14 protein-coding genes are annotated in these 16,788 nt (G+C 56.0%); 2 read left to right on the top strand and 12 right to left on the bottom strand.

Going from position 1 to position 16,788, the window contains the following annotated elements:
- Window positions 1-184 precede the first annotated feature (184 nt).
- Window positions 185-1,198 (top strand): M4 family metallopeptidase, encoded by a 1,014-nt coding sequence (locus ACTJKZ_RS00470; protein WP_161734334.1) that lies wholly within the window; start codon window positions 185-187, stop codon window positions 1,196-1,198.
- Window positions 1,195-1,527, top strand: a complete 333-nt coding sequence (locus ACTJKZ_RS00465; RefSeq protein WP_161734336.1) for a protealysin inhibitor emfourin — start codon at window positions 1,195-1,197, stop codon at window positions 1,525-1,527. Before ACTJKZ_RS00470 ends, ACTJKZ_RS00465 begins: the two co-directional genes overlap by 4 nt.
- Before the next feature lie 46 nt (window positions 1,528-1,573).
- Here the strand turns inward: ACTJKZ_RS00465 and ACTJKZ_RS00460 are convergent, their stop codons facing one another.
- The 12 genes from ACTJKZ_RS00460 to pbpC form a co-directional block, all read right to left on the bottom strand.
- Entirely contained in the window at window positions 1,574-4,015 is a 2,442-nt protein-coding gene (locus tag ACTJKZ_RS00460; RefSeq protein ID WP_222925132.1) for a glucose/quinate/shikimate family membrane-bound PQQ-dependent dehydrogenase, read from the bottom strand.
- 313 nt (window positions 4,016-4,328) lie between these two features.
- Window positions 4,329-4,550, bottom strand: coding sequence for a zinc ribbon domain-containing protein (locus ACTJKZ_RS00455; RefSeq protein ID WP_161734340.1), 222 nt, complete (start codon window positions 4,548-4,550; stop codon window positions 4,329-4,331).
- 63 nt (window positions 4,551-4,613) lie between these two features.
- Window positions 4,614-6,104 (bottom strand): ribosome biogenesis GTPase Der, encoded by a 1,491-nt coding sequence (gene der, locus ACTJKZ_RS00450; RefSeq protein ID WP_033733523.1) that lies wholly within the window; start codon window positions 6,102-6,104, stop codon window positions 4,614-4,616.
- Window positions 6,105-6,278: 174 nt separating this feature from the next.
- Complete coding sequence (gene bamB / locus ACTJKZ_RS00445) at window positions 6,279-7,460, bottom strand: outer membrane protein assembly factor BamB (RefSeq protein WP_013358724.1); 1,182 nt, start codon at window positions 7,458-7,460, stop codon at window positions 6,279-6,281.
- Between the two features lie 19 nt (window positions 7,461-7,479).
- Entirely contained in the window at window positions 7,480-8,097 is a 618-nt protein-coding gene (locus ACTJKZ_RS00440) for a YfgM family protein (protein WP_161734341.1), read from the bottom strand.
- 39 nt (window positions 8,098-8,136) lie between these two features.
- Complete coding sequence (hisS, locus tag ACTJKZ_RS00435; RefSeq protein ID WP_161734343.1) at window positions 8,137-9,411, bottom strand: histidine--tRNA ligase; 1,275 nt, start codon at window positions 9,409-9,411, stop codon at window positions 8,137-8,139.
- 105 nt (window positions 9,412-9,516) lie between these two features.
- Window positions 9,517-10,638, bottom strand: a complete 1,122-nt coding sequence (gene ispG, locus ACTJKZ_RS00430; RefSeq protein ID WP_003848692.1) for a flavodoxin-dependent (E)-4-hydroxy-3-methylbut-2-enyl-diphosphate synthase — start codon at window positions 10,636-10,638, stop codon at window positions 9,517-9,519.
- Window positions 10,639-10,675: 37 nt separating this feature from the next.
- The gene (gene rodZ, locus ACTJKZ_RS00425; RefSeq protein ID WP_222925130.1) at window positions 10,676-11,689 is read right to left on the bottom strand and encodes a cytoskeleton protein RodZ; all 1,014 of its coding nucleotides are present in this window, start codon (window positions 11,687-11,689) and stop codon (window positions 10,676-10,678) included.
- The gene (pilW, locus tag ACTJKZ_RS00420; protein WP_440829079.1) at window positions 11,679-12,413 is read right to left on the bottom strand and encodes a type IV pilus biogenesis/stability protein PilW; all 735 of its coding nucleotides are present in this window, start codon (window positions 12,411-12,413) and stop codon (window positions 11,679-11,681) included. The genes rodZ and pilW overlap by 11 nt, the downstream gene beginning before the upstream one ends.
- 80 nt (window positions 12,414-12,493) lie before the next feature.
- A complete protein-coding gene (locus ACTJKZ_RS00415) occupies window positions 12,494-13,663 on the bottom strand; it encodes a bifunctional tRNA (adenosine(37)-C2)-methyltransferase TrmG/ribosomal RNA large subunit methyltransferase RlmN (protein WP_440829078.1) in 1,170 nt (389 codons plus the stop codon).
- 186 nt (window positions 13,664-13,849) lie between these two features.
- Complete coding sequence (gene ndk, locus ACTJKZ_RS00410; RefSeq protein WP_003848684.1) at window positions 13,850-14,281, bottom strand: nucleoside-diphosphate kinase; 432 nt, start codon at window positions 14,279-14,281, stop codon at window positions 13,850-13,852.
- A gap of 175 nt (window positions 14,282-14,456) precedes the next feature.
- Window positions 14,457-16,781 (bottom strand): peptidoglycan glycosyltransferase PbpC, encoded by a 2,325-nt coding sequence (gene pbpC, locus ACTJKZ_RS00405; protein ID WP_440829077.1) that lies wholly within the window; start codon window positions 16,779-16,781, stop codon window positions 14,457-14,459.
- Window positions 16,782-16,788 lie beyond the last annotated feature (7 nt).

The raw sequence follows: 16,788 nt of genomic DNA, 5'->3' as shown, positions 1-16,788 counted from the left end.
GCGTTCTCATATAATCCGTCAGAATGATTGTCTGAAAAATAAGCGCTGCCGCAAATCCGCTCCCTGATACTGACTCTGCGCGCCTCCTCACATTTTTCCAATTACCGCTGGCCTCACTCATGAGGTCTAACCAGCCAGACGGGTCTATACTTTTGACTCATTCCTTTTTGCCAAGGAGTCTCACATGGCTTACTGCGTTATTCCTCCCTATATCCTTCGCAAGATTATCGCTCACAGTTCCGGCCATCAGCAGGCGCAGGCGCGCCGCACCCTGACGCACGTTCAGCACCTGATGGCGGAACACTGGCAAAAATCGACTGGCGTGAAAACGGCGGCGGGCGGTCATGTTGACCGTGAAATTTATGATGCCCAGAGCCAGGAAACCCTGCCGGGTAAGCTGGTTCGTCAGGAAGGCCAGCCAGGTAATGATGACGTCGCGGCTGAAGAAGCCTGGGACTACCTTGGCGTCACCTATGACTTCTTCTGGCAGGCGTATCAGCGTAATTCGCTGGATGGTCAGGGCCTGAAGTTGCTGGGTACCGTGCACTACGGTGAGAAATACCAGAACGCCTTCTGGAACGGTCAACAGATGGTATTTGGCGATGGTGACGGCGAAATTTTTAATCGCTTTACCATTGCGATTGACGTTGTGGCCCACGAACTGGCGCATGGCGTCACGGAAAACGAAGCCGGGTTGATCTACTTTGAGCAGGCTGGTGCACTGAATGAGTCGCTGTCGGATGTTTTTGGCTCGCTGGTAAAACAGTTCAGCAAAAAGCAGCGTGCGGATGAAGCAGACTGGATTATTGGTGAAGGCCTGCTGGCGAAGGGTATTAATGGGCGTGGTCTGCGGTCGATGTCTGAACCCGGCACCGCCTACGATGACCCGCTGCTGGGCAAAGATCCGCAACCGGCACACATGGATCACTACGTGAAAACCCGTGAAGATAATGGCGGTGTTCATATCAACTCCGGCATTCCTAACCGGGCCTTTTATCTGGCGGCCAAAGCGCTGGGGGGTTATGCCTGGGAACAGGCGGGATATGCCTGGTATGACACGGTGTGTGACGACGAACTGCCACAGGATGCGGATTTCAAAACCTTTGCCCGCTTCACCATTGAGCATGGTAAAAAGCGGTTCAATGAGTCGGTCAGCAGTGCTATTGAACAGGCGTGGAAGGAGGTTGGCGTGCTATGAGTGAACTGCCCGAACTCACAGATGATGCCACCATCATCGTCGCGCGTGAAGGCGGCATGGCCTTTATTCCGGGGCTGCGCGCCGAACGACGCTTTATGCTTGGCGAGTTGCCGGCGCCAGAAAAACAGCGCGTCTGTCATGCGCTGGAGCAGGCAATGCCGCTGGGCGAACCCGAGGAGAAAGCCGCGCAGGTGGGCAGTGGCGATCAGCGTTATTTCCGTATCCAGATTCAGTATGCCACCCGCCGTGAGGTAGGCACTATTGTGCTGCTGATTCCGGAACAGGTCGCGCCGCCGGAGCTAAAAGCGCTGTGGCACGACGGAAAATAAGCAAATAAAAAGGGCCGACAATGTCGGCCCTTTTCCTTATGCGTTATTACTTGCTGTCTGGCAGCGCGTAAGCAATCACGTAATCACCGCGGTCCGGTGACTGACGTGCGCCACCAGCTGAAATCAGGATGTACTGCTTACCATCTTTCGGTGAAACGTAGCTCATCGGGCCACCCTGACTGCCAACCGGCAGGCGTGCTTTCCACACCTCTTTACCGGTTGAAGAATCAAAGGCGCGCAGATAGTAATCCTGGGTACCGGCGATGAACACCAGGCCACCCTGTGTTGCCAGCGTACCGCCCAGCGTTGGCATACCAACCGGCATTTTCACGCGCATTTTGATGCCAAATGGACCGGTATCCTGCACGGTGCCGACCGGCACCTGCCAGACGATTTTCTGGGTTTTCAGGTCAATCGCCGACAGCGTACCAAACGGCGGCTTCTGACAAGGAATGCCCAGCGGCGACATAAAGCGGTTTTTATTCACTGCATAAGGCGTGCCTTTCAGCGGAACGGCACCCATACCGGTGTTAATTGCTTCGCCGCCGTTGCTGCCACGGGCAATGCTGCTGGTATCCGCCGGGATCATCTGAACCCACAGGCCCAGACGCATGTCATTGACGAACAGCAGATGGTTGTTCGGATCGATCGACATGCTGCCCCAGTTCATACCCCCAAGCGAACCCGGGAAGCTCAGCGACTTGTCGGTGTCTGGCACGGTGAACAGTCCGTCATAGCGCATCGATTTGAAGGCGACCCGGCAGGCAAGCTGATCAAACGGCGTTGCACCCCACATGTCAGACTCTTTCAGCGTCTGGTTGCCAATCTGCGGCATTCCGGTCGAGTGTGGCTGTGTTTTCGTGTACTGCTCGTTCGGAATATGGCCCTGCGGCATCGGCAGTTCTTCGACTTTGGTCAGCGGCTTGCCGGTCATACGGTCAAGCACGAAGATCATGCCGGTTTTACCACCAATCACCACCGCTGGCGTGGTGCTGCCATCTTTCTGAGGGAAGTCGATCAGGCTTGGCTGCATCGGCAGGTCGAAGTCCCACAGATCGTTATGTACGGTCTGATAGACCCACTTCTCTTTACCGGTAGTCGCATCCAGCGCCAGCACCGAAGCACCGTATTTGTGATCCAGTTCGGTACGGTTCGCACCCCAGAGGTCAACCGACGAACTGCCCATCGGGATGAACACGGTGTTCATTGCCGGGTCGTAAGACATCGGCGCCCAGGAGTTCGGCGTACTGCGGGTGTAATCTTTACCCGGCATCAGAATCGCATTCGGGTCAACATTGCCTGGGTCAAATGCCCAGCGCATTTTACCGGTGATAACGTCAAAGCCACGCAGCACACCACCAGGCATATCAGTCTGCACGTTATCTGCGACACGCCCCCCCACCACGACGGTGGTGCCCGCCAGCGTTGGCGCTGACGTCAGCTGATACTGTGGATCCGGTGCCTGGCCCAGTCCCGCTTTAAGATCAACGATGCCGTGATCGCCGAAGTTTTCACAGAACTCACCGTTGTCGGCGTTGATCGCAATCAGACGCGCGTCGATGGTGTTCATCAGAATACGACGCTGGCAGCTGTCACCAGCTGGCAGCACAGCGGCTGGGACAGGTGAAGAACCCGGCTTATCCGGCTGTTGCAGCGGCCTGGTTACGTCAAAGTAAGCCAGACCACGGCAGCGCGGCCAGACGTCTGCTTTGGCATTGATTTCACGTTTCCAGATCTGTTTACCCGTATTGGCTTCAACGGCGATGACGTTGTTGTGCGGCGTACAGAGGTAAAGGGTGTTACCAATCTGCAATGGCGTCTGCTGATCTTCTGCGCCGTTTCCGGTCGGGCTGACAGGCGTATCACCAGTGTGGAAGGTCCAGGCAACTTTCAAATCCTTCACGTTATCGCGGGTAATCTGGTCCAGCGCCACAAAGCGGCTGCCCTGCGGGGTATTACCGTAGTTATCCCAGTCTTTCTGCTGTCTGGTTTTATCAACCGGGATCAGTGGCAGCTCTTCGCCGGTGCCGGCAACGGTAGGATGGGGCTGGAACATCTGTACCAGCGTGACCACCATGCCTGCCGCCAATAGCGCAGAGAAGGCGTAAGAGGGTTTTGCCAGTGAGTGCTTACCTTCGTGCTTACGCAGTGAAGGCCAGATCAGGAAGGCCAGCAGCATCAGTCCGGCAGGCACCATCAGGCGAGAGACCAGCGGCCAGAACTCCAGACCCGCATCGAACAGCGACCAGATCAGGGTGCCGACAAAGACCAGCAGGAACAGAACCACTGCCGATGATTTGCGACGGAAGAATTGAATTGCGGAGAGTACAGTGACGATACCCGCAATTAAAAAGTACCTGCTGCCGCCAAGGGCTACCAGTTTACCGCCGCCAATGGCAAAAAACAGACCGGTAGCAAGCAGCACCAGTCCGAGCAGCACGGATGCGATTCCCAGCCCCTTTCCGGAGCGGGAGGATGTTTCAGCCATAACACTTACTCTCCTGAATAAACAGAGCATCCGGACTGTTGCCGTCCGGACTCTGGCGCGTTATGCACGTCCGCGCAGAGCATTGCTCTGTTTCAAAACGAATATAAACAGACCCGCGTCCGTGAGAATCTGTGGGCCGGAAGAGCACGGATGTGGCTGACCCCTCCCACGACGCGGCAGGATTGTACCACCTGGTACATTACAGAGTGAACATATACAACGCGTTTGTTACGGAGTAATAGCATTTTTGCTACAAAAAGGGCCAGGAATCGCTCTGCCTTATCTGACATTTGAAGCGTAGCTGAAAGCGAGGTCAGTGGCCGGGTGGCTGGAAAACTACGCGCTTGCGGGAGATCAGACCATGTCCGTTACGGCAAAAATAGTCCACTGCGCCGCAGGCTTTCAGCACTTCAAGTGGCTGGTGACACTCAGGACAGCAGGGATGCGCCGGGTAATGCGCTCCGCAGGCTGTGCAGATAAATTCACCGTCGCTGAGCGACAGCGGTTGCTGACATTTTTCACAAAGCACACGCATTATGTTCTCCACCCTGCGTTATTCAGCGCAAAAAAAAAAGAGGGCCAGATGGCCCTCATTTTGTTAACGCTTATTCTTTTTCATATGCGCCATCAGACGCTTACGCTTACGCTGCTGCGTTGGCGTCAGCAGGTTACGTTTGCCTTCATAAGGGTTATCACCCTCTTTGAACTGAATGCGAATTGGCGTTCCCATCACGTTAAGTGATTTACGGAAATAGTTCATCAGGTAGCGTTTATAAGAATCAGGCAGATCCTTAACCTGGTTACCGTGGATCACCACGATAGGCGGGTTATAGCCACCAGCATGCGCGTATTTAAGCTTAACGCGACGACCGCGTACCAGCGGCGGCTGGTGATCGTCTGCCGCCATGTTCATGATGCGGGTCAGCAGCGAGGTGTTTACGCGGCGGGTCGAACAGTCATAGGCTTCCGTGATCGACTCAAACAGATTACCTACGCCGCTCCCGTGCAGCGCAGAGATAAAGTGGATGCGGGCGAAATCGATAAAGCCCAGACGGAAATCCAGCGTCTCTTTCACTTCATCACGCACTTCCTGCGACAAGCCATCCCATTTGTTGACCACAATCACCAGCGAGCGACCACTGTTAAGAATGAAGCCCAGCAGCGAGAGATCCTGATCGGAAATACCGGCATGAGCATCAATCACCAGCATCACGACGTTGGCATCTTCAATCGCCTGCAGCGTCTTGATGACTGAGAATTTCTCAACGGTGTCAGAGATTTTGGCACGCTTACGCACGCCTGCGGTGTCGATCAGAACGTATTCACGTCCATCACGCTCCATCGGAATATAAATACTGTCGCGGGTGGTGCCCGGCATGTCGTAGACGACCACGCGATCTTCACCGAGGATGCGGTTAGTAAGCGTTGACTTACCTACGTTAGGACGGCCAACAATCGCCAGTTTGATTGGCAAACCAGTCGGGTCGAAGTTTTCTTCTTCCTCCGCCGCTTCCTGCTCAGCAATCTCGTCAGCTTCAAGCGCAGCCCAGTAAGCCTGGTTCTCTTCTTCTTCAGTGAGCTCAACCGCCTCAACTTTGTCCATCCACGGCAGGAGTGCCTCTTCTATCAGGCTACTCACACCACGACCATGCGAGGCTGCGATGGCATGAATCTCGCCCAGGCCCAGTGAATAGAAGTCGACAACCGCCTGATCCGGATCGAGCCCGTCAGTTTTGTTCGCCACCAGGAAGGTCGCTTTCTGACGGGAGCGGAGATGCTTAGCAATTTGCTGATCGGCGGCCATCATGCCCGCACGCGCATCAACCATAAACAGCACAACATCGGCTTCTTCAATCGCCAGCAGTGACTGCTCGGCCATCCGCGTTTCAACACCCTCTTCGGTGCCGTCGATACCACCGGTATCAATAACAATAAATTCGCGCCCTTCCACTTCGGCGCGACCATATTTGCGATCGCGAGTCAGTCCAGGAAAATCCGCTACCAGCGCATCACGTGTGCGGGTTAAGCGGTTGAATAGCGTAGATTTTCCCACATTGGGACGCCCAACCAGCGCGACCACAGGTACCATAACAAAATGCCTCAATAAATAATTAATCGCCCGAATGGCGTGATTATAACGGCTCTGGCCGTTAAGTTCAGGCTTAAGGCGCAAAGAATACCATGCCTGACTAAAAACGAAACGGCCCCTGATTAAATCAGGAGCCGTCAAAACGGAGGATTTCACCTGCCAGACGTTTACCCGTTAACGGGTAATCGCATAAACCTCGCCGTCTTTCGACTGGATCAGAAGCTTATCGCTGGCAACCACCGGCTCAGTCTGGAAGCCTGAGCTATCCAGTTTCTGCTGAGCAACAAAACGACCATCAGTGGTGTTTAGCCAGTGCAGATAACCTTCACTGTCGCCAACCACAAGGTAGCCGTTGTAGAGCACCGGAGAAGTCAGGTTGCGATGCAGCAGGTCGCTTTGACGCCAGATGGCAACACCGCCGTCAGCGTTCAGCGCAATCACGCGGTCATCCTGATCGACCAGATAGATGCGACCGGCATCGACAATCAGATCTTTCACACCGCCAATTTCGCGTTTCCACAAAATCTGGCCAGAGCGCAGATCCAGCGCCGACAGGTTACCGTTGTAAGCGAGTGCATACACTACGCCATTGACGATAACCGGCGTGGTATCGACGTCGTTAAGACGGTCAATCTCAGTGGCACCGCTGACCTGAGAAATACGCTGCTGCCAGATCAGCTGTCCCTGGTTCATCACCACGGCACTGACGCGACCGTTGTCGCCACCGACAATGGCGCCGCCAAATGCGACAGCAGGTGCAGATTCACCGCGAAGAGACAACGCTGGCATATCCAGGTTGACGCTCCACTTCACCGCACCGCTGCTCTGATCCAGTCCCTGCAGCATGCCGTTACTGGTATGTACCAGTACCAGACCATCGCTGACTACAGGACGAGACAGCGCTTCACCTGCGACGCTGGTCTGCCAGGCCAGGCTGCCATCGCTGCTGTTCAGGGCATAAACTTTGCCGCGCTCGCTGCCAACATAAACCCGATCGCCATCAGCGGTCAGGCCGCCGGATAACAGCGCTGAGCGGTTTTTCGAGAAGAAACCGGTTTTCTCAGAGAGATCGACTTTCCATTTTTCTTTACCGTCTGCGGCATCCAGCGCTTTGACAATACCAAAACGATCGGCTGCAAAAACGGTGTTGTCCTGCCAGGCAGGATGCAGATTTGAGTAGAAGTCACCGACGCCATCGCCTACCGAGGTGTTCCACACTTTCTGTGGCGTGAACTGATTTTCCACCTTCGGCAACGGGGCCATTTTTACTACATCTTCTTCGCCGCTAAACAGCGAACAACCGCTGAGCAAAGTGACTGAAATCAGTCCCGGCAGCAGGTATTTACGTAATTCCATGCGCTCTCTCTTGACTGGCTTAGCTTAAGTTATTCATCTTCATCTGCATCATTTGCTTCAATGCCGGAGAGGCGTCAGATTCGACTCCTTTACTCCAGGCATCGCGCGCGCCCTGCCTGTCACCTTTGGTCAGCAGCGCTTCGCCGCGAATATCGGCCACAATGGCTGTCCAGCCATCACCCTTCACACCGTCAAGGGTTTTAAGCGCCGCATCCGCTTGATTCTGTTGCAGTTGAATGCGTGCCAGGCGCAGGTTAATCACCGCCTGCAGATTGGCATCTTTCGTATCTTTCAGTCCGTTTTGCAGCAGCGTTGCGGCCTTATCAAGCTGACCGGCGTCAACATACTGCTTCGCCAGATCCATCGCAGCCAGCGCACCGTAGGTATTGCTGTTTTCACTGGCAAAGCGGTTAACCGCTTCCAGCGTTTCCGGTTTATCCGCCTGCATGGCGCTGGTGAGCTGCTGATACTGCGCGGACACGGATTTCGCCGTATCATCCTGATGACTGCTCCAGTAACGCCAGCCACCCAGCGCAGCAATGCCGATGACTACGCCAATGGCTAACGCTTTGCCATTACTGGCAAAAAAGTTGCGCAGCGCGTCGGTCTGCTCGTTCTCATTGCTATACACTTCCACGCAATCCCTCTCCTTTCTATGGTTGGTGCTGTGTCACGCTTACTGTAACAGCGTGCGTAATACAGCAGCAGCCTCTGCCTGATCCAGCGTTTGCTGCTCGCCACGGCGCAGATCTTTAATCACGACCTGACCGGCTTTGACTTCATCTTCGCCTAACACCAGGGCAACGCGTGCGCCCCACTTGTCAGCACGGGCAAATTGCTTTTTAAAGTTGCCGCCGCCAAAGTTAGTCATCAGCCTCAGTTCCGGCGCTTCATCACGCAATTTCTCAGCCAGTTGCATCGCAGCAGACTGCACGCCCTGACCTGAAGCGATAACATAGACATCCACATTGCTCGTCGGTTCAAATTCAGGATTAACCGCCTGAACCAGCAACACCAGACGCTCCATGCCCATGGCGAAACCCACGGCAGGTGTTGCACGACCACCAAGCTGCTCAACCAGGCCATCGTAGCGACCGCCGCCACACACCGTGCCCTGTGAACCCAGGCTATCGGTGACCCACTCAATCACGGTGCGGTTGTAATAATCCAGGCCGCGTACCAGACGCTGATTGACGGTGTAGCTGATGCCAGCGTCATCCAGCAGCGCACACAGGCCGCTGAAGTGCTCGCGAGACTCGTCATCCAGATAGTCGCCAAGCTGTGGCGCATCATTCAGCAGTTGCTGAACCTCGGGATTTTTACTGTCGAGAACGCGCATCGGGTTACTGTACATGCGGCGTTTGCAATCCTCGTCCAGCACCGCTTTGTGCTGCTCAAGGAAGGCAACCAGCGCGTCACGATAATGCGCGCGTGCTTCCAGTGAACCGATAGAGTTGAGTTCCAGGCGAACGTGCTCAGAGATACCCAGGGCTTTCCACCAGCGGGCATTCAGCATGATCAGTTCAGCATCAATGTCCGGTCCCTGCAGACCAAACACTTCCACGCCGATCTGATAGAACTGACGATAGCGGCCTTTCTGCGGACGCTCATAGCGGAACATGGGTCCCATGTACCACAGGCGCTGTTCCTGGTTGTAGAGTAAACCGTGTTCGATACCGGCGCGCACGCAGCCTGCCGTGCCTTCCGGACGCAGCGTCAGGCTTTCACCGTTGCGGTCATCAAAGGTATACATCTCTTTTTCAACCACATCGGTGACTTCACCGATGGCGCGTTTAAACAGTGGGGTTTGCTCCACCAGCGGTAAGCGAATTTCGCTGTAACCGTAGCTCGCCAGCGTCTGCTTGAGAACGCCTTCAATCCGTTGCCAGAGGGCAGTATCCGCAGGCAGGTAGTCGTTCATCCCGCGAATTGCCTGTATATTCTTCGCCACGTTAAAATCTCTTAATGCAAAAAAACCTGTCCGGCATCATACCTTATGAGGATGAAACCGCACAGGTTCAGTCAAAAAAGTCACGTACGCAGGCCGCGCACGCCATTATTTTTCCAGATGCTGAACATCAATACGGCGGCTGGCATCCAGCATCGACGCTTTGGCACGAATGCGCGCTTCCAGCTGATCGATCATGTCATTGTTGTCGAGACGATCGCGCTGACGCACACCATCTTCGTAGAAACCGCTCTTCTTGCTGCCGCCGGTCACGCCCAGCGTAGAGAGGGTCGCTTCGCCCGGTCCGTTGACTACGCAGCCGATAATGGAGACGTCCATCGGCGTGATGAGATCTTCCAGACGCTGCTCAAGCGCGTTGACCGTACCGATGACGTCAAACTCCTGACGTGAGCAGGTCGGACAGGCGATGAAGTTGATACCGCGAGAACGAATGCGCAGTGACTTCAGGATATCGAAACCGACTTTGACTTCTTCAACTGGATCGGCCGCCAGCGAGATGCGTAGCGTATCGCCGATCCCTTCTGACAGCAGCAGTCCCAGGCCAATCGCCGATTTCACCGCGCCCGCACGTGCGCCACCCGCTTCGGTAATGCCGAGATGCAGAGGCTGTTCGATCTGTTTCGCCAGCAGACGATAAGATTCAACGGCGAGGAAGACATCTGACGCTTTTACGCTGACTTTGAATTGATCGAAGTTAAGACGGTCGAGATGATCGACATGGCGCATGGCGGATTCCAGCAGCGCCTGTGGCGTCGGCTCGCCATACTTCTCCTGCAGATCTTTTTCCAGCGAACCGGCGTTTACGCCAATTCGGATCGGAATATTATTGTCGCGTGCGCAGTCGACCACCATACGGATGCGCTCATTGTTCCCGATGTTACCGGGATTGATGCGCAGGCAGTCAACGCCATATTCGGCGACTTTCAGGGCGATGCGGTAGTCAAAATGAATATCTGCAACCAGCGGGACGTTCACCTGCTGTTTGATCAGCCTGAACGCTTCTGCGGCATCCATGGTAGGCACCGAGATACGAACGATGTCGACACCGACTCGCTCAAGGGCTTTGATCTGATTTACCGTCGCTTCCACGTCAGTGGTGCGGGTGTTGGTCATCGACTGTACGGCGATTGGCGCGCCGTCACCGACCGGCACCTTGCCGACGTAAATGCGTTTGGATTTACGGCGGATAATGGGTGCTTCGTTATGCATATTTCTTCTCCACAATTGCCCGGTACGCGATACGCTGTTATTGCGCACCCAACGTCAGGCGAGCAACCTGGTTATTACGGATAAAACGGCTTAAATCAACGGGCTGATTCTGATATTGCACCTGAACCGCGGACGGCGCGCCAATTTTCAGACGATACGGAGGCGTTCCTGCCAGGCTGAGTTTACCACCACTGCGCTGAATACCGCTGAACAGTTTTTTGCCGGTGGCATCACTCACTTCCAGCCAGCAGTCGGCGTTAAAAGTCATGACCACTGCGTTAGGGTCAGCAGCCGGTTCACTGACCGCGGCTGCGCCGACTGGCATCTGAGGTGATGTGCTGGTACCGGACTGGGTGGCTGCAGGCGCAGCCGCCGTGTTTTCCACAGGAGCCTGACTCGGCGACACCACCGCATTGCTGCTGGTGTCCTGCTGTGCAGCAGTCGCGCCATTGCTGGCGCTGGCGGCCGGAGCCGTACTCGCTGGCGTGCTGGCCGCACTGTTATCGCGGGTCGTGGTATTGCTTTCGTCAGGCGCGGCAGGTGCCACGCTGTCACCGCTGGATTCACCCAGCGGAATCGACTGACCGTTATCACTGCTGCTGTTCTGATCGGTCATCGGCACCAGATCATCCTGCGACGCTTTATGATTCTGCCACCACCAGGCGCCGGTCAGACCCACCACCACAAACACGACCAGCCAGGTGAAAATCATCAGCCAGCCGTCGCGTTTTTTGCGGCGCTTACCCAGTGAGAAACTTTGCATCGGTTCGATTTTTGCAGCCCGAACCGGTGTCTGTTTCGCCATCATTGGCAGCAGTTCCTCTTCAGGAATGTGCACCAGACGCGCGTAAGAACGAATGTAGCCGCGCAGGAACGTAGAGGCTAAATCGGCAGGCGATTTGTCTTCCTCAATGTCACGCACGGTAGAGAGTTTCAGGCACAGGCGCTCAGCGACGTTCTGCTGCGTCAGCCCCATCTGCTCACGGGCCAGACGCAGGCGTTCACCTGTTGAATGTAATGCAGAGTTTTCTTGAGTGGCTTCAGTATTCATTAGCTAAATAACGCTGGTACTGTATCGATTGCGGAAAACGTCGCGCTAACTGGTCGCCATAACGTGAAACGTCAGCGGCATTTCCCTGTAGCGCGGCGAAACGTAAGTGTAACGCCAGACTTCGTGCCGTTTCGGGCAGCTGTTGCTGGTAAACGTCGAGCAAAACCTGCACCTTTGCCAGCTGGTTATCTGCCATCAGCTTTTCAGCTTCCGACAGCAACGAATCCGCTTTGCGTCTGTCGGCCTCAAGGGCCTGGCGTAACGTCCTGCGGGCAGTGGCAACATCGCCCGCCTGCAGATAACAAAACCCTGCCAGTTCACGCGCGTCATTACGTGCATCAAACTGAGGTGCAGCGCCTGCCCGACTAAACTGTTGATGCGCTTCGTCATACTGCCTTAAAGCGCAGAGAAACGCACCGTAATTGTTAGCAACAAAACCATTATCCGGGGCCTGCTGCTGTGCCAGTATAAACCGTGCCTGCGCCGCTGTCTGATTACCCTGCTGCTGCGCCAGCCGTGCCAGTGCAAGTGAGACCCGGTAGTCCTCGGGCGCGGCGGCCTGTGCACGCAGAAAGTTTCGCTCAGCTGCGGTATAGTCTCTACCGGCCAGATAGTGCATCCCTAACTGCAGACGCACCTCTTCAGCGCCAGGTCCGTATGGCTGGCTGACACACCCGCTTACAACAAACAGCGCCAGTAAAGCAGCAGGTAATCCGTTACGCATAATCGTTTCCATCCGGTTGACGTTGACAGGCTGCAGCCTGCCACGCGTCATCACTTCAGGAAACGCACTCTGCCACTCTTCTAGAGAGCCTTCACAGATATGGCTTCACCCGCCATTTTTTTACGCAGCGTTCGCTTAGTACGGTCGATCACTTCTCCGGCTAACTGACCACAGGCGGCATCAATATCGTCGCCACGGGTTTTACGCACGATGGTGGTAAAACCATAGTCCATCAGCACCTTGGAGAAACGATCAATGCGGCTGTTTGAGCTACGGCCATACGGCGCACCCGGGAAGGGGTTCCATGGAATCAGGTTGATTTTACACGGTGTTTCTTTCAGTAATGCGGCAAGTTCATGCGCATCGTCGGTGCTGTCGTTGACATGATCCAGCAACACGTACTCAATGGTCACACGTCCCTGATTGGCGTTGGATTTACCAATGTAGCGTTTCACCGCCGCCAGGAAGGTTTCGATATTGTACTTTTTGTTGATCGGCACGATATCATCACGCAGCTTATCGTTCGGCGCATGCAGGGAAATGGCCAGCGCGACGTCAATCATATCGCCCAGTTTATCCAGCGCAGGAACAACACCTGAAGTAGAGAGGGTCACGCGACGCTTCGACAGACCAAAGCCGAAGTCATCCAGCATGATCTCCATCGCCGGGACCACATTATTGAGGTTGAGCAGCGGCTCACCCATGCCCATCATCACCACGTTGGTGATAGGACGCTGGCCGGTAATTTTCGCTGCGCCGACAATTTTCGCCGCACGCCACACCTGACCAATAATTTCTGACACCCGCAGGTTACGGTTAAAGCCCTGCTGTGCGGTCGAACAGAATTTACACTCCAGCGCACACCCCACCTGTGACGAAACACAGAGCGTAGCGCGGTCGCCTTCCGGGATGTAGACCGTTTCCACCAGCTGGTCACCGACACGAATGGCCCATTTGATGGTGCCGTCGGTAGAGCGCATCTCTTCCGCCACTTCTGGTGCGCGGATCTCCGTCAGCTCCATTAGCCGGTTACGCAGCTTTTTGTTGATGTCGGTCATCTGCTCGAAATCATCGCAGCAGTAGTGATAAATCCACTTCATGACCTGATCGGCGCGGAACGGCTTTTCACCCAGCGACAGGAAGAATTCGCGCATCTGCTGACGGTTGAGATCCAGCAGGTTAATTTTCTGGTTTTTGGAGGAGACGACAATAGGGGATGCGGACGCGGACGTCACAATCTGTTCGGACATAATATTCTCTGGCCTCGTTGTTACACGTTATGGCGCTGTTCAGGGATAGGTGAAAAAATTGCGCCTTCATTAAGCGATGTCAATGAAGGCGCAATATTGTACAACATCTGCGGCCTGATAACAGGCGGGAGTGACCTCCCCTACGCAGATTTTTGTAAAGCCGCTGTAACGTTTATCGCCGGGCGATTAACGAGTACGTGGGCAGATTTCGTTTTCGCCGAAGAAATAAGCGATTTCACGGGCAGCAGATTCCGCTGAATCTGAACCGTGGGTCGCGTTTTCGGTGAAGCTGTCAGCGTAGTCAGCACGCAGAGTGCCAGCCAGTGCGTTTGCCGGGTTAGTGGCACCCATCAGGTCACGGTGACGCTGAACGGCATTTTCACCTTCCAGCACGGAAACAACAACCGGGCCAGAGGTCATGAATTCAACCAGACCATCGAAGAATGGCTTGCCCTGGTGCTCAGCGTAAAAGCCTTCAGCCTGCTCTTTGCTCAGCTGCAGCATTTTAGCGCCAACGATTTTGAAGCCTGCGCTTTCAAAACGGTTGTAGATAGCACCAATCACATTTTTAGCGACGGCGTTTGGCTTGATGATAGAAAAAGTACGTTCGATTGCCATGATGACCTCTGTCTTGACGTTCTGAAGAAACCGGTGGCGTCCGCCCCGGTTAATAAACGGCGCCGATTATAGGGGCTGAGTCCGGCATTGCCTATCAGAGATCCCTAATTTGTTGAAAATTCTTGATCTGAGTCGAAGCGGATGCGCTTCAGTTATGATTTAGCGCAGAAAACCATCATCCCCGACTGAAGGTGACCGAGACAAGCTGGCCCTCTTCATCCATCACCACCAGCTGATACTCGCCTGGATGATCAAGATGCAGCGACATCTCTGCGGCGTTTTGCGTCGTGAGAGGCTCACCATTCAGGAACCACCAGCGCTGCGCGCCCTGCCCTCCCTGCACCGCGACCGGGATCGTCAGTGCACTGTTGCCCGGCAGTGGCTTAACGATTTGTCCCTCAATGACGCCGGTGACGATCAGCGGTGCACTGCTGCCCTGCTGTAGCGGTGGACAGTGCGTATCAACAGCTGGCAGACGCTGCGCCCGCCGCTCCTGAGGCGGCAGCCAGGCTTCCAGCGGCAGCGGCCAGACCAGCCGTTCGTGACGGGTGGCGCCGGGGCAGTCAGCGGCAACGCGCAGTCCCTGCGCATTCTGCCAGTAACTCAGGCGTAATCCGCTGAGGCTCTCCTGACCCGGTGCCAGCAGCGTTGGCGGCAGAGTGTCTGAGGCGACCCAGCTTTGCCGCCGCTGACGACAGTTTTCATCTCCGGCGGGCAGCGGCTGACCACCAGGCCAGCAGAGGGTCGCTACCGTGACCGAGGCCGGACGCGGATCGCCTGGCACGTCACGCCTGCCGAGTCGGCTCATCAGCACGCTGTTAATCTGATTCATAATCGGCACAGCAGAGGCGAAACCAAACTGCCCGGCAACCGGAGTGGCATCCGGGCGCCCGACCCAGACGCCCATCAGATAGCGAGGATTGATACCCACCGACCAGGCGTCGCGATAGCCGTAGCTGGTGCCGGTCTTCCAGGCCAGCGGCACCACGTCGGGTACGCTGCCATTACCGGCAGGCTGCGCTTCGCCTGCGAGGATACGCCGGATGATCCACGCCGATTCCTTTGATAGCAGCGGCCGTTGCTGCAACGGTTGATCGGGCATCCAGCGCAGCTGAGCGGCATTGCCGTGACGGGCAAAGGCGCTGTAGGCTGCCACGATCTCATCCATGCGCGCCCCGGTGCCGCCAAGAATCAGCGAAAGATTGGGTTCCGCGCCAGGCGGAAAACGTAAATTCAGCCCCACATTACGCAGCCGCGCCGCGACGTTTTTTGGCCCTAGTGCTTCCAGCAGCTGAACGGCGGGCAGATTCAGGGAGCGCACCAGCGCCTCGCTGGCGCTGACCGGTCCGTGAAAACCGGTGTCAAAGTTGCCGGGCCGGTAATCACCAAAGCGACGCGGCACATCCTGCAGCAGCGATTCGGCATGAATCAGCCCTTCGTCCAGCGCCATGCCGTAAATAAAGGGTTTTAACACCGAACCTGGCGAGCGCACGCTGGCGACCATATCCACATGACCAAAACGGCTGTCATCAGTAAAGTCAGCCGAGCCGACGTAGCCACGAACCGCCATGGTGGTGTGATCCACCACCAGCATGGCCAGTGAGGTGCGCGGCGGCAGCTGATTTTTAACGTTCAGCGCCAGGCTTTCCAGTTCGCGCTGCAGTGAAGGATCGAGCGTAGAGACAATCTTATCGCTGCGGCTGCTCGACAGCAGTCGCCGGGCCAGCAGCGGTGCCATCTGCGGCATCTGGCGCGGCGGCAGCCACACCGGCTCCTGACGGATTTCCGCCACCTGTTCAGCGGACCAGATGCGGTATTGCGCCAGTCGATCCAGCACTTTATTGCGAGCGGCTTCCGCCCGTTCAGGCCAGCGATCGGGCCGCAGACGGCTGGGTGCCTGCGGCAACACGGCCAGCAGCGCCGCTTCGCCTGGTGTCAGCTGTGACGGCGCTTTTCCCAGCCAGCTCCAGCTTGCTGCGCCCACCCCTTCCAGCGTACCGCCAAAGGGCGCACGGTTAAGATAGAGCGTCAGGATGTCACGTTTGGAAAGATGCCACTCCAGCTGCAGCGCACGCCACGCCTGAATCAGCTTGCCCCGCAACGTGCGGGGTTGCGGGTCGATAAGGCGCGCCACCTGCATAGTCAGGGTGCTGCCGCCGGAAATCACACTCTGATGACGCAAATCCTGCCAGGCGGCACGCAGCAGGGCCAGAGGGTTGATGCCGGGGTGATACCAGAACCAGCGATCTTCATAGGTCAGCAGCGCCTGCAGATAAGCCGGTGCCACCTCCTCTGGCGTGACCGGATAGCGCCAGATACCCTTGCTGTCAGCAAAGCGCCAAAGCGGCGTACCGTCGCTGGCCACAATGACCCGTGCAGGCTGCACCTGTTTAAGCGGAAGCGGAAACAGCCGATCCAGTCCCCACGTCGCCAGCCATAAACCCAGAAAAAAAAGCGGCAGCACGAGCCACCCCTTTTTAAGGGTGCGAGGTTTTAACACGCGTCGC

Origin of the sequence: Pantoea sp. 22096, assembly GCF_052045955.1 — a bacterium.
Taxonomy (GTDB): Bacteria; Pseudomonadota; Gammaproteobacteria; order Enterobacterales; family Enterobacteriaceae; genus Pantoea; species Pantoea alfalfae.
Note: the sequence above shows the minus strand (reverse complement) of the source record. Positions and strands in the feature narration are given on the sequence as shown.